Genomic DNA, 14,271 nt, shown 5'->3' on the forward strand with positions numbered 1-14,271 from the left:
TTTTATGGCAACCCTCACCAACCAGCGATTTATCGCGTTTGTCGGGCTTGTAAGTCTTTGCCTTTGCCCCGAATTCCGGAACCTGGCCCTGAAATGATTTCAAAACTCAATGACAAAAGTTTGCTTTTCAGGTTCCTCAGCATCAGCGTTCTGGGAACGGCTGCTGATTATCTACTCGCTGTTTTGTTGGCTCTTATCTTCTCTGCGCCTTACGTCCTCGCTTCGATCTGCGGCTTCATCCTGGGCTCGATCGTCAATTACTGCGGGCACAATATCTTCAGCTACGAGCATACCGACAAAGGCACCATCTCGATCAGGGGGTATGGCAAGTATCTTCTGGCCGTGCTGTCTTCGCTGGCGGTGCGCCTGGCCGTGGTGGCGGTTCTGGGCTATGTGACCGCCCTGCCCTTCTGGTTCATACTGCTGGTTGCAATCGGTGCTTCGTTTGTCACCAGCTATGTTATTTCAACGCTCTGGGTGTTCCACAAACCAGGCTAAGCGTCGATATAAAGTTCGTACCACATCATGTAATTCAGCAGACCCCAAAGCGGGCGGCCGTTGTCACGTCGGCCAGTCAGATGATCGTTGATCAACGTCTGGATCGCCTGGACACGGAACAAGCCCACTCTTTCGACATTCTCCGGGCCGAGATAGCGCATCATCAGATCCTTCAGGTCGGTTTTGAGCCATCGGGAATAAGGCATCTCCAACCCGACCTTTTTCTTGTCGAGGATGCTGTCAGGCAGATCATTCTCCATCGCCCGACGCATCAGGTGTTTCTTGCGTCGGTTCTTCATCTTTAAACCTGATGGCACCGTGGCCAGAAACCCAGTCAGTTCCGGATCGGTAAAGGGCACCCGCGCCTCAAGTGAATGCGCCATGGTCATCCGGTCATTCTTGATCATCAGATCATCAGGTAAGAAAATAGTTGAATCGATGTACATCAGCCGCGACAGGGTTTCTTCCGCGCCGCAATGTTCATAGGCTGCCTGAAAATGCCGCACTGACGGTTGCAACGTCTCTGCCTCGGCAACACCGTCCGCGTAAAGATCCAGTTTTTCGGCTTCGCCCAGCACGATCCGCCACCACAGGTGCGCCTCTTCGGGCGGCAAATCTAACCCGCCAAGAAACCGCTTTGCCTTGAATTCGAAACTGAGTTTCTTGTCTGAAACGGGCAGGCAGTTCACCAGCGGTTTCATCACCCCGTTCCGAACAAAGGCGGGTATCTTCCGGGCCTGTTTATAGATGTTATAGGCCGCATGCGTATCATAGCCGGCAAAGGCCTCATCACCGCCTTCGCCCGACAAAACAACCACCACTTCGTCCTTGGCCAGTTCACTGATAAAATAGGTCGGTATGGCCGATCCATCACCATACGGCTCGTCGGTGAAGCTAAGGTATTTCGGCAGCATCTCCCGCACCATATCGGCCGTGACGATCACCTCACGATGTTTCGTATTGAAGGTCTCGGCCACGATCCGGGCATAAGGCAGTTCATTAAAGCTCTGGTCTTCAAACCCGACGGAATAGGTGTGGATGGGTTCGTCCACATGCTTGTGCATGAGCGCCACCAGAGTACTGGAATCCAGCCCACCAGACAGAAAGACACCAATTGGCACATCGGCAACCAGACGGCGCTGCAGGGATTTGTCCATCAACTCATACGACCGCGCGATAGCCTGATCCTCAGTGATGCCGTGATCCACATCGAAGTTCAGATCCCAGTAACGTTGTGTCGTGACCTCTCCTGTGGCGGTAACGGTCATGTAATGGCCTGGCGGCACCTCAAATATGCCCTCAAAGGCGGTCTGAGTGCCGGGGATGTAGTTGAAAGTCAGAAAATCGTGCAGAGCCTGGATCGACGGTTTCCGCACGACCCTCTCATCAGCAATGATCGCTTTGATTTCAGAGCCGAAGCGGAAATGCGCCCCGTCATTTTGGTAGAAGAACGGTTTTATTCCGTAGCGGTCGCGCACCAGATGTAATTCCCTGCTGCGTGTATCCCAAATAGCAAAGGCATACATCCCATTGAGTTCCGGGATCATGTCCAAACCGATTTCCTCGTAGAGATGGATGAGGACTTCGGTATCGGTGCGCGATTTGAAAACATGGCCGCGCTCTTCTAGTTGGTATTTCTCTTTCAGCTCCTGAAAATTATAAACCTCGCCATTGAAGACAATCACGATGGTGCCGTCCTCATTGGTCATCGGCTGGTGCCCGGCATAGGACAGGTCGATCACTGACAGGCGCCGGAACCCAAGCGCGGCGTGCTCATCCAACCAGACCCCATCATCATTCGGGCCACGATGGGCCAGTGTTGCGGCCATTGCGGTGATCAGATTTTCGCCAACATTTTCCGCCGATGGATAGGTTTTCAGAATTCCACAAATACCACACATTACTCGTCAACATCCTTACCAAAATCTGACCCGCTCTGCGGGCGGGCACCGGTGTCACGGTTTTCAAGATTAACAACAACGTCGCCCCCGCCCAGAGACCCGTAGAACTGTCTCACAACCGCATAATCACTTTCGATTTTGGCCAGCAGTTCGGGATGGGCGCTCTGGACCTGGACGGGCATTGTGTAGATCAGCCAAGTTCTGCCGGTTTGTGATTCAAGGCGATCCAGATCCTCGACCGTCATCACGGTCTCCCACCCCATCTGATAATATTCATTGAACGGAAAACCGGCGATGCCAACGGTCAGCACCGTGTCATTGGCCTGCGCCTCCTGTTCAATCAGATCAATTGCACCGACATAATCCTGTTTGGGCAGGTAAACATGGCGCAGGGACATCACGGACACCGCCACGATACCGGCGCATAGCAGCGCAGGCACCCACCCGGCCGCTGATGCGGGCACCCGGATCAGCTGCGCTCCGAACCGGCCAGTCACTGTGGCGCCGCGGATCACGATGACGATGGCAAACCCGAAGGCAAAAAAGAAGAACCGTGGGAAAAGTGTATATCCGATGCTCGTCATCATGGTGACCCCGACCGCCACCGGAATCAGGAACAGCGCAACAACCGCCGGTCGCTTGCGGGCAAAATCCAGAAGCCCAACGGCAAAGATCGCACCCGCCACCAGCACAACGCCACCGCTTGCAAATCCGACTTGCAGACTTCTGAGAACCTCTGCCAGCGCCCATAGCGGATTGGTCCACTCGCTTTCCTCTCCCTGCAGGCCGGAATTCAGCAGCGCGCCCCCGACCATGTCGGGCAGCACCAGCGCGTAGACCTGAAAGGTCAGCAGGCCAATCGGGATGAAACCATAGAACAGGCCATTCCATCGGTAAGGCGCATACTGTGCGGATGGTCTGAACAAGGCCGTAGCCCAGATCGCGAAATGCGCCATCACCATCAGCCCCATGGTTAGATGCGTGTAAGCCCCCAGAACAACAGTCAGGCAATAAAACCCCCATTTGCGCGCGGTGCCCTGACGCATGGCATCCAGAAACCAGGCGCTGGACAAAATGGAAAAAAACAGCAGTGCCGTATAACCCCGCGCATTCTGACTGAACCAGATATGGTGGTAAGAGAAAGTCATCAGTGCCACCGCGAACAGGCTTTCACTGGTCGGACCAACCCGGCGCGCAAAATAGTAGAGCGCAACAATACAACCGATGCCGAAACCCACTGCTGGCAGCCTGAGCACCCAGACACCATCGCCGAAGACTGAAAGAGACAGACGCGCCAACGCCGAATACAGCACATGATTGTTGGCGTCATGGTAGGTGCTGACGATCTGTCCCACGGTCAGGGGCATATAGTTCACGGACATCAGCATCTCATCATACCAGATGCCGATATCCAGGTTATAAAACCTCAGGGCGACAGCAAAGATCAGCAATGCGGTGAAAGCCGCCGTCTGGGATCGGCTGGCCGCTGCCAGCCCGGCATCCAGGGGATTGTTCGGGCTGCTGATCGGCAGAATCCGCAAAAGCAGAAAATAGGCCCCGATGACAACCAGACCAGCCCTAAACAGCCATACGCCCTGAACCAGCGCCGCGTCACCGCTCCTGTCGCCCCTAAGCAATGCCCCAGTGACCCAAAACAGCCCCAGAAATACCAGCACCAATCCGGCGGCGGTCACGAGAGTGGATCGGGCAGAAAAATGTTTCGTCTTCATTGTGCTAATATGCATATGCTCAAACAACTCATTGTTCTTCACGGTTACTTATTAAGATCAGCGGCAGATATGGGGCCGCGCAAGACAATGACCCGATCCCGTGTGGGCGAACGTCCCTCCAGAAAATAAACTTCCCGCTCCGGATAGGCAGCAGCTACATTGCGGTTGCTTTTAGCCCCCAGATCAATCGCGAACAACGGGCTGTCGGCGGTGGCGTTGAAATCGTTCAGCCAGAAAGCGCTGCCATATTCTTTTTGCACCTCCAAGGATATAAACATCAGACTGTTCTGGTAGCGCTCCTGCCGCGCCAGTGCCTGATAGTCTGCGTGATAGCCATTGATCCCAGGATATCTGTTGAAACCCAACCAGCTTTCGAACACCAGAACCGAACACAAGCATAGAAAGACAACACCAACTCCGATCCGGTGTGAAACCAGACCAGCCGGGTAAAAGTGGCTCAGCTTGCAGGTTGTGGTCACTATTCCACAAGCGGTCAAGACAAGCAGCGGAACGATCATCATGAACCAATAGCGCGGTCCGGCGAAATATCCGCCATAGAACCAAAACAGCGAGTACAATCCGAAAGTCGCCAGGATGATGACGGCCATCGCCACCGTGAATTTGGTCCACCTGCCCCAAAACACAAAAAACAGAACAAAGGCCAACGATGCTGCCCCCCACCCGAACAGCGAAAAATTGAGCTCATACAGGTTCTGTTGGCCGTTGATCAGTGCCTCCAGTGGGCTGTGGCCCGTGAAGACATCGACATTGCCCCAGTTCGGGGCTCCTCGTTTAGGGCCAAACCCAAGCACGTTGGAACCCGGCCCCCAGAACGTGTTGTAGTAATTGTTCAGCGGGGTCTGGAACGGGTCCCCTGTCAGATAGGCGTTATAGGGGAAAATCAATCCACCAATGACAACGCATCCCAACCCATAGGCGAGAACAGTCCGCCATTGTCTTTTGTCTTTCAGAAAAGTCAGTATCCACAATCCGGTCAGCACCCCCATGAAGAAGCCCTCCAGCGGGCGCGTCATGACCAGCCAACCCATCATCGCCCCAGCGAGAAACGGTGCGATGATCAAGGGCCGTTCCCGCGCTTTAAGCAGAAGTACCCAGGCTCCGAGGATCAAGGTGTAGGTGAATGTGTGGATCAACTGCGTCGCGGCCATCGAGATGTACCACGGCGACACAGCCATAAGCAGGGCGGCGAGATTTGCGGTTCCTCGGTCCGTCACGGTTTTCATGAAACTGTGCAGCAGCAGTAAACTGATTGCCGCCAGTAGAGGATTGATGATCCATGGCGCTCCGATTTTTACCCCAAGGGCCAGCGCCAGAGGCCAGCCCGGGAAGGTCGTCACAAACCACTGATCCTGATAGCTGTTCATTAGGTAATGGTCGAACGCATCAGTCGACGGCGGTATCGGCAGCGCAAGCAAACCATCGGCAAAATAGCGTGCATGGAACAGGTACAGTATGTCATCCAGATGCGGCACCCCTCCGAGGGAGGCCAGACCTATCAGGGTGGACAGCAGAAAAAGGACTGCCGCAAGAAAAACCGGAAACGCCCTGTCTAGCTTTTGCACCTCGTCCCCGCTGCCGGGCAAGCTGACGGCCTGTGAGACCCGCACGCCTAGCTCGGCCAACCTGTCACCAGGCAGCGCAACCAAAATGGCGACGAAGCTGGCAATGTTGATGCCCAAGAAAGCCGACCCAATAATCAGGTGCTTGGCAAACCTAGGGTAGTTTTCCGTGGCGACAAAATCCATTGCTCCCTTTGAGGCAGCAGCCAGTATTATCAGGAACATAAGGACGCGCGCCCAGCCCAGATCAGAACAAACTTTGATAAGGTGCCGGGGAGCGTTGTGCCACAGCAGAATAAGCGTCGTCCCGGCGCCCTGGATCGCAATCATGGCCATCATCGCGTAAGAAAAAGGCGCAGGATGAAACCGAACGTGTTGAAACCAGAACGGATCCCTGATCGCCAGTTGTGCGCCGAAGCCTGCCAGCAAAAGCGCCGCAGCAATGCCTGCCATTTGCCACTGTGTCCGAATGCAAACACCGGCCACGAACAAGGCCATCGATGCGATCATGAGCCACCAGTATTCGACCCGGGAAAGAGAAGATGGATTGATGGCCCCCACCAACATAAACGCAAACAAACCCACGGCAAATGCTCCAAGAACAAGCCTTGTAACACCCCACAGTCTAATCGCAGCAGAGCCTAAGCGAGGGTCATTATTGGCCATATCAATCACACACTCTGAAGCACTCAAACAAAATCGGTCTGATGAAAGAATTGCCGCTCGCGCCGTTTCTCTCAAATACTATTTTTAAATATTCTCTCGAATCTAGACTAAAGAGCTTCTTTTGTATGCCCCGAATGCCCCCCATTTCGGCGTATGCGTGAAAGCTCGCAACCGAACGACCGCCTCGATGTGTCGCGGCGGGGCGATAAACGCCTGCAATTTGACGGCAACGGCTGCAGGGATCTCACGGCGCGACCATCAACACGAGTAGATTGGTTACTGTTAAAGGCGATGCGATAGTTGATCTATGATAAACAGTTTCCGAAATATGTCCGATTATCACCCAAAAATGAACGATTGTTGGGAAGACCGATATCGACCCGGTAGCATCTGGTTAATCAACAAATGACTTCAGGCGAACCAGAACACTTGGCGTCACCAAGGCAAGGATTGCGCCAAATGACGCCACCCCGATCAACACTGCAGCAACAAGATAGATGGCGTCCAGCATATGCCCCAGAGCCAATGCCCGCCACAGCCCCACCGAGGCTGACATCCCAGCCGCCGCCACGATTGGCGGCATCAGCGACCGCACATATTGTGCAGCACCAATTCTTTCGGGCGTCAGGGCGGCGGCAGTTCGAATTGGCAGGAAGAACATTGCTCGCAGGCCAAAAGCTGCAGCTGCCGCAACAACCCCGAACTGGCTGGCAACACTCAGCAGCGCGATTCCCGCAAGCGCTTCGCAGACCACAACCTTTACGTATTGTCGTGATTGATTGATCGCCATCAGATACGACTCCTGCAATTCCGTCAGCGCGGCAATTGCACCAGCTAGGCAGATCCAGGGCAATACGACTGCGGTCATTTGCCATTGCGTGCCAAAAATCAGCCCTATGGCAGGATTTGCAACAAGCGCCAGCCCGGCAAGGGCGGCCACCCCGAGCAGGGCAACAAGCTCGCACAATTCCAGGAAAAGCTTGATGGTGCTTCCGTCGTTTCTGCGGACGGCGGCGATGGTCGATTGTGCGACCGATCGCGGCGCTGACACAGTTACCGTGACCAGGACCTCGACAAGGCGCCAGGCAAGCGAATAAACGGCGACAGCTTGTGGGCTGCCGGCGATCCCCAGTGTGACTGCTGGGGTTTGCGTGATGATCAGAGTGGTCGCGCGCAGGATCAGCACCTGTGGCCCGAGGCCGCCAATCAGGCGGAAATCAGCCCGCTTCGGCCATCGTTTTGGCCACCATCCGGCTGCAATAATTGTGAAGACGCAGTTGACTGTCATCATCGAAAGGCGTTGGCAAACAAGGCTCCAGGCGCCGTAGCCTTCCATCGCCATAAAGATACCGATCGCACCACCAACGATCACCCCTGCCGTTGAGCGATAGGCCAGCGACCGAAACTCCATCTTCCTGCGCAACAGCGCCGTGGGAACGCCAGACACTGCAATGAGTAGGACTGTCGGGCTGGTCGCCAGCATGAGCAAGGCAACGCTGGGTTGCGCGTAGATCATTGCGGCGATCGGCGCGAGGGCGCACAGCGCTGCGAATATAATCAACCCGAAACCGAACAGGGCGACAAAAGTGGCCTCAAGGAAACCGTCGTCAAGCTCGCGGCGCTCAATTATGCCTTCGGTTATCGTTTCGCGAACCAGGACCTCTCCGAACAAAACAAAGGCAAGAGACATCGCCGCAATCCCGAACGGCTCGGTACCGATCATCCGGGCAATGACAACAAAGATGACAAAGTTGCCCAATTGTTCGAGCCAAGCCGCTCCAGCCGTCCAGGCTGTGCCAATCGCGAAATGCCGCTTGTTCATGATCTTCCGTTTCGTCGCTTGTAAAAGGTCATTTCTGTCAATGGGATAGGTTAATCACCTCAGGACTCAACCAACAATGTTATCCGGCCTCTCCTTATGGTTCCACGTATTACGTTCAGATCACGTTCAGCCGGATAAAAAACAATTGCTTCCATCTAATCCTGCACTCATAAATTCATAGATTGGCGCAACCGCCAAGGCGGCGCATGGTAAGTGAATTTGGATCCGGGAGGCAGTTTGTGGGAAGTCAGGGAACAAAGTACCTGCTTATCTGCAATACGGCGGATGGCTTCGTCGCGCAGTTCAATGGGGTGGTTGTCCAGCTTCAACTGGCGCTGCGGCTGGGATTCCAGCCAATCGTTTATTTGCACAAATCTAGCTACATGTTTGGAGGGCCAAACCCGTATTTCGACGAAAGCGAAGGACCGAACGTCTGGGAATATTATTACGATGCGATCGGAGTCTCATCCGCCGAATTGGCTTCTCTGATCCAAGACGGCAAGGTCTTTACCCTGACGACCGCCTCCGATCTTTTTCGCCTGTTCAGATGGGATCCGCGCAGCTTTTTCATGAACCCTTTCGGGTACTATAAAAGCGTAGAGAACCGGGCGGACGGCCGCTATCCGTCGGGCTGGTGGCTATCGCAAAGAAAAAAGGCAAGGGCCTTCCTTGAGGACGGAACAATCCGGGTCAATGACACGATAGGGCGGCAAGTTGATCAATTCGTCGAGGAAAACTTTTCCAAGAACACTCTGGGTCTACAACTCAGGGGATCCGACAAGATGGATTTCGGCAGCGGCCCCAATCTTGGGCGGAAAGTCCTTCCCGAGGAGTATTTTCCGTATATCGACAAATATCTGGCCGAACACCCCGACGACACCAAGATCTTTGTCGCCACCGACCAGCGCCAGTGGCTCGGCATCATGGAAGAGGCATATCCGGGGAAAATTCTCTCATTCGCCAAGATTTCATTGAGCGACACCAATGAAAACCGACTTCACGATGCCGAAAACAAGGCGCTTCGGGGAGCCGAGGTGATGGTCGACGCCCTTTTGTTATCGCGCTGCAACTACCTTCTGAAATGTCACGCCGCTGTCGGCGAGATGGCTTTGGTCATGAACCCGAACCTGCAGTTTCTTGACCTCAACTATGAGCACCAGTATGCCAAAGTGAAGAACGCATTCGGGTATGTAATCCTTGCACCAGCTATTCGGTTATTGTGCCTGATCTGGCGATCGCTGGCCGAGAACGGGATGTCGTTGACAAAAGTCGTCTCTGTCGATGGCGACCAAATCATGGTCGACCCATCCCGCCCGCGCCAGCTCAACACCAAAGAGGTGGCCGACGTTAAGGCGCCCAGATCACCGCTGTTTTCCGGGCGGTTTGTGTCGGATGTGTTTGATCGGTTGGCCAACCTGCTGGCAGCGCGCTGTTTCAGGTACGAGGATCAACAACCAAGGCATTAGTCCTCACCAACACTGGTAACTTGTGACAACCATGCACCGGCTTGGCAAACTTCTGCCTCAATCTGTCCCGGAATTCCAAGACGGCATACCCGGTACAGCAGATCGACGGAACTTGACAGGCACCCCAAACGCACTGAAACTTCGCTACTAGGTTGGTTTGGGTTTTTTTTGAGGTTGTTTTGCAAGATTCTCCAGTTGTCTCTCCGCCACTTAAGACAAAGGCTCCGAAGCCTTGCGGAGAGTATCTGTTCAGCATTGCAATCATTTCAAGAGGCACAATTTCCGAGATTCAAAAGGCGGTACATGCAGCGATGCGCCTTTTGGAGTTTAGGGCTAAATTCTTTGAAATCATGCTTCTTGTCAGCATATCAGAATATGATCGAAACAAAGAAGCTTACAATCAACTCTTTGGGTTACGGAATCTACGAGGGTTGATTTTGCGTGATGGGACGGGCGAGTATCGAAGCGCCATCGTCGCCGCCACCGAAACCATCGGAGACTTTGTGTTAATCATTCTGGCCGACGAATACGAAATTCTGAATCTGGAAAAAATCTACGACACCGTGATCGAAACAGGTGTGTCAGTAAGATTGAGAGAAGCCTGCCCAGCCGGTCCTGTAACTCGTATATTGGCGCGCCTACTAAGCCTGATTTCCGGTTACAGGGTCGATCCCCAACTCTTGCGGTCAGCCGCTTTTCATCGGTCCCATATAGAGCGGATCGCTCCCAGAGCGGATCGTGAAATCGCATTGCGTTTTACACCTCGGGAAGGTTGGCTGTCCGAGGAGTTGACTACTCTGAAAGTGGGACCAAACTCTCGTCGGCCGTCCAGCCGTCCTATTTATTTAAAATTTGGCATGGCAATGGAGATTTTGGCCAACTCCCCGCCAAGCATCCTACGTTTGTTGGCTATGATGAGCTTTTTTGTATCGCTATGTGCCGTCCTGTTTTTTGTCTATGCGGTCTGCCTATTTCTTTTTGGCTTTCCACTTCAACCCGGCTGGCTATCGACAAGCGTTGCAATCAGTGGCTCAACGGCGTTTGCCGGCCTTTTATTCGGGGCAATTTCAACTGCGCTTTATCAGGTCCTCAGCAGATTACAAAATGATACCGGAGATGAAATTGTTCGCGAATTAAACAACACGGATTTCTTTAGGGATTACAGGAGGATCAATGTTGAAACCTTGGGGTCAAAGTGACCCAGGCTCCGATTTTCCATGAATGACCTTTCAGTCACGAAACCTAATAGTGGTGCCGAATTCGATGTCGTCATCATTGGCGGCGGCTTCTTCGGTTGCGCGCTTAGCCTGCTGTTCCGCAGCATTACGCACCGGATTCTTGTGATCGAAAGAGGATCGGAGCTTATGACAAGGGCATCCGCCGTAAATCAGGCGCGGGTGCATTCCGGTTTGCATTATCCGCGTAACTTCGCGACGGCGTACCGGTCGCTAAAGAATTTTCCTGTATTTATTGAAACATTTCAAAACTGCGTTCAAGACGACTTCGAGATGCTTTATGCAATCTCAAAACGGAATTCCCGTATCCGGGCCAATCGGTTTGAAGCAATGTTTCAACTTATGAACGCGCCGATCCGAACCGCCAACGCCTCGCAATCCGCTCTGTTTGACAACGATACTATAGAAGCGGTTTTTACCTGCCCCGAATACGCTTTCAACTGGATCAAGCTGCGACAACATCTGCAGAGCAGAATGGCGAAAAATGGCATAACGATCCAGCTAGAAACCGAGGCACATCGCGTAGCGCAGACACAAGGCGGTCTACTGGAGCTTGAACTTTCCAACGGTTCATCCATCACAGCAGAGACTGTATTCAATATCACCTACGCGCAATTGAATATGCTGCTCAGGAACAGTGGCCTCAATCTCTATCCGCTCAAACACGAGCTGGTGGAAATCGCTCTTGTGACCCCTCCACCCGACTTGGCGAATCTTGCGGTTACTGTAATGGATGGACCGTTCTTTTCATTGATGCCGTTTCCGGCCGAGGCGGTCTATTCCCTGTCCCATGTCCGCTATTCCCCACATGCGGCATGGATAGATACACCCACCGGTACATCCGCTTATGCCACTGCCGCGAGATTGCGGCGCCAAAGCCGCTGGCGCCACATGGTCAATGATGCTGCGCGTTACATGCCCTGCATAAAGAACACAAAGTGGGTGCGATCTCTTTTCGAGGTAAAGACCGTTCTCATACGCAACGAGTTCGACGACGGACGTCCGATCCTGATGGAAGAGCACGAACAGATGCCCGGGCTTTTTTCAGTACTGGGGGGCAAAATAGACAATATCTTTGATCTTTTCGAATATCTGACAGCCAGGCGGGAGGAATGGTCCCAACTGTCGCCACACCTGCTAACAGAGCACTGATGCGCTTTTTCAAGTTCACAGCCATCAGCGGCATTGGTCTTCTGGTTGATATTGCAGCCGCCCTTTTCCTGCATCGTGCCGTCGGAATGCCACTATGGCTTTCCGCCACACTCAGCTTTCTGATCGTCGCAACATGCAATTATGTAATCTTCGAATTCTGGCTGTTCCGCAGGAAGGGCAGCGCGGTATCCGCCCGACGCTTGATCGGCGTCATGGTCAGCGCGGCCCTCGCCGGGCTCGCTCGCATCTCCACAATTCTGATCCTTGATCCGCTTGCCGGTGCTATGATGGTGAACGGATGGTCGAGAGACGCGTTGATTCTTCTGGTTGGCGCCAGCGTGTCACTTACAGTTAATTTTTCTATAAATTCCCGCATTGTTTTTAGCCAAAAAATGTAAAGGTCACCCTAGAGGCATGAGCGGGCCATTGTAGTTTAGAAGGTTTCGGGGGAATGAGTTATGGATTGTCTTGTTGGATACACGGGGTTTGTTGGCGGGAACTTGGCACGGCAGCACAACTTCGGAGGTCTATTCAACTCTGCAAACATCGATCAGATAACCGAGCATGAATACGATACGCTGGTCATTTCAGCCGTTCCGGCAACAATGTGGCTGGCCAACCAGAACCCTTATGCGGATCGTGCCAATATTCTGGGGCTGTTCGGCAAGTTACGCCACACGCGGGCCGCCAGTATTGTTCTGATTTCGACCATTGCCGTTTATCGCGACCCATCTCAGGCGGTGACCGAGAACAGTGAAGCATTTGAGGCCGAGTTGCCCTATGGTAAGCACCGTCGGGAACTTGAAACGCTGATTTCAGATCATTTCCCAAATCATTTGGTGCTGCGATTACCAGCATTGTTTGGGCACGGGTTGAAAAAGAACTTTTTGTTCGACCTCATGAACCCGGTGCCGTCTTTCCTGAAGCCTGAAATTTACGACAGTCTGTATAAGGCCCTCCCAAAAGCTGACCGGCAGGTTATCGAGACCGCCTTCAACTGGAATAAATCCTCAAACATGTGGCAATACGACAGAGCTGGAATTGCAGATACATCAACGGGCGACCGCCTCGGGAAAATCTGCGAAGACGTCGGCATCACCGCCCTGGCCTTCACCCATGCAGACAGCACCTTCCAGTTCTATGACCTATCCCGGTTGTGGGACGATATTAAGAAGGCGAGAAAAAATGACCTGCCTATTCTGAACCTTGCGACCCAGCCCCTTCGAGCGGGTGATATTTTCAGTGCTTTAACCGGCAAGTCGTTTCACTACCGTGAGGCACCCAAAATTACTCAGGACATACGCAGCCGGTTTTCAAACCTTTGGGCGCGCGACGACGGCTACCTTCTTGGACGAGATGAAATCATCTCGGGCATCCGGGAGTTTGCGAGGTTGGGGCAATGAAGCTGTCAGTATCGAATATCGCATGGCCTCCCGAGCAAAAGCTCGAAGCCTATGCGCTTCTGCGCGACCATGGGGTCACCGGCCTGGAACTTGCGCCAAGCCTTCTGTTTCCCGATCTGCCCTCGCCGCTGCATGCAAATGCGGACGATTGCAACCGTGTTATTGCCCGGATTGCCGAATTCGGTTTGCGTCCATCTTCCATGCAATCCCTTCTGTTCGGTGTATCCAACGCCCAGCTCTTTGGCTCTCCCATCGCCAGGGAAACCCTGCGAGAAACCATAAGTCACGCCATTACGCTGGCGGCACGCCTCGGCTGTTTGAACCTTGTGTTTGGATCGCCGAAGAATAGAGTGATCCCGTCCGGAATGAGTGACGCGCAGTCCAAGGCAATATGGCGTGACACCTTCCTTAAGATGGGAGATGCAGCCTCTGCCGCGGGCGTTGTCGTCGCACTTGAGCCCAATCCGATACAGTATGGTACGAATTTCATGACCACCATCGCCGATACTCTAGCGGTCGTCACATCGGTCAATCATCCTGCAATTCGCATGAACCTGGACTTGGGAGCGGCCATCATGACGGAAGAGGTAGCAACACTTGAAACCTGGCTTCCTGCCGCTTTGAACGTCTCGAACCATGTTCATCTCAGCGCCCCGGAACTCGCCCCTTTGGCAACGCAGGTGCCTGCCGTGCAACACTTATTAAACGCCCTAGAAACAGCAGACTGGCACAACTGGGTGTCGGTTGAAATGTGCGGTGGAATTCCTGCGCTTTCCAAATCGCTTGCTGCTTGTTTCATTCAAAAATGAAAGGGGGCT

General features: G+C 53.5%; 11 protein-coding genes. 7 read left to right on the forward strand and 4 right to left on the reverse strand.

Annotation, left to right across the window (positions count from 1 at the left end):
• Window positions 1–120: 120 nt before the first annotated feature.
• Complete coding sequence (locus tag ACR0JI_RS03055; RefSeq protein WP_480495635.1) at window positions 121–498, forward strand: GtrA family protein; 378 nt, start codon at window positions 121–123, stop codon at window positions 496–498.
• Here ACR0JI_RS03055 and asnB read toward each other — a convergent pair.
• The 4 genes from asnB to ACR0JI_RS03075 all read right to left on the reverse strand — a co-directional run bounded on the left by asnB (window position 495) and on the right by ACR0JI_RS03075 (window position 8,197).
• Window positions 495–2,399 (reverse strand): asparagine synthase (glutamine-hydrolyzing), encoded by a 1,905-nt coding sequence (gene asnB / locus ACR0JI_RS03060; protein ID WP_480495637.1) that lies wholly within the window; start codon window positions 2,397–2,399, stop codon window positions 495–497. The genes ACR0JI_RS03055 and asnB overlap by 4 nt on opposite strands.
• Entirely contained in the window at window positions 2,399–4,129 is a 1,731-nt protein-coding gene (locus ACR0JI_RS03065; protein WP_480495639.1) for a glycosyltransferase family 39 protein, read from the reverse strand. The genes asnB and ACR0JI_RS03065 overlap by 1 nt, the downstream gene beginning before the upstream one ends.
• A 44-nt stretch (window positions 4,130–4,173) precedes the next feature.
• On the reverse strand, window positions 4,174–6,294 hold the full coding sequence (locus ACR0JI_RS03070; protein WP_480495641.1) for a hypothetical protein: 2,121 nt from the start codon (window positions 6,292–6,294) through the stop codon (window positions 4,174–4,176).
• A gap of 475 nt (window positions 6,295–6,769) precedes the next feature.
• Window positions 6,770–8,197 (reverse strand): oligosaccharide flippase family protein, encoded by a 1,428-nt coding sequence (locus ACR0JI_RS03075; RefSeq protein ID WP_480495643.1) that lies wholly within the window; start codon window positions 8,195–8,197, stop codon window positions 6,770–6,772.
• A gap of 239 nt (window positions 8,198–8,436) precedes the next feature.
• Between ACR0JI_RS03075 and ACR0JI_RS03080 the strand changes: the two genes are divergently transcribed.
• From ACR0JI_RS03080 to ACR0JI_RS03105, 6 genes are all read left to right on the forward strand, one after another.
• Window positions 8,437–9,663 (forward strand): O-fucosyltransferase family protein, encoded by a 1,227-nt coding sequence (locus tag ACR0JI_RS03080; RefSeq protein WP_480495644.1) that lies wholly within the window; start codon window positions 8,437–8,439, stop codon window positions 9,661–9,663.
• Between the two features lie 179 nt (window positions 9,664–9,842).
• A complete protein-coding gene (locus ACR0JI_RS03085) occupies window positions 9,843–10,862 on the forward strand; it encodes a hypothetical protein (RefSeq protein WP_480495646.1) in 1,020 nt (339 codons plus the stop codon).
• Window positions 10,863–10,880: 18 nt separating this feature from the next.
• Window positions 10,881–12,050, forward strand: a complete 1,170-nt coding sequence (locus ACR0JI_RS03090) for an NAD(P)/FAD-dependent oxidoreductase (RefSeq protein WP_480495648.1) — start codon at window positions 10,881–10,883, stop codon at window positions 12,048–12,050.
• Window positions 12,050–12,448 (forward strand): GtrA family protein, encoded by a 399-nt coding sequence (locus tag ACR0JI_RS03095; RefSeq protein ID WP_480495650.1) that lies wholly within the window; start codon window positions 12,050–12,052, stop codon window positions 12,446–12,448. The genes ACR0JI_RS03090 and ACR0JI_RS03095 overlap by 1 nt, the downstream gene beginning before the upstream one ends.
• Window positions 12,449–12,550: 102 nt before the next feature.
• Window positions 12,551–13,453: an NAD-dependent epimerase/dehydratase family protein gene (locus ACR0JI_RS03100; protein WP_480495652.1), complete on the forward strand. Its 903-nt coding sequence runs from the start codon at window positions 12,551–12,553 to the stop codon at window positions 13,451–13,453.
• Entirely contained in the window at window positions 13,450–14,262 is an 813-nt protein-coding gene (locus tag ACR0JI_RS03105; protein ID WP_480495654.1) for a sugar phosphate isomerase/epimerase family protein, read from the forward strand. The genes ACR0JI_RS03100 and ACR0JI_RS03105 overlap by 4 nt, the downstream gene beginning before the upstream one ends.
• Window positions 14,263–14,271: the final 9 nt, after the last annotated feature.

It is taken from the genome of Ruegeria sp. N10, assembly GCF_056531545.1.

Coding starts and splice junctions, on each gene's coding strand:
- ACR0JI_RS03065 (WP_480495639.1), bottom strand. CDS start 4,129: ATGAAGACGAAACATTTTTCTGCCCGATCCACTCTCGTGACCGCCGCC.
- ACR0JI_RS03075 (WP_480495643.1), bottom strand. CDS start 8,197: ATGAACAAGCGGCATTTCGCGATTGGCACAGCCTGGACGGCTGGAGCG.
- ACR0JI_RS03095 (WP_480495650.1), top strand. CDS start 12,050: ATGCGCTTTTTCAAGTTCACAGCCATCAGCGGCATTGGTCTTCTGGTT.
- ACR0JI_RS03090 (WP_480495648.1), top strand. CDS start 10,881: ATGAATGACCTTTCAGTCACGAAACCTAATAGTGGTGCCGAATTCGAT.
- ACR0JI_RS03105 (WP_480495654.1), top strand. CDS start 13,450: ATGAAGCTGTCAGTATCGAATATCGCATGGCCTCCCGAGCAAAAGCTC.
- asnB (WP_480495637.1), bottom strand. CDS start 2,399: ATGTGTGGTATTTGTGGAATTCTGAAAACCTATCCATCGGCGGAAAAT.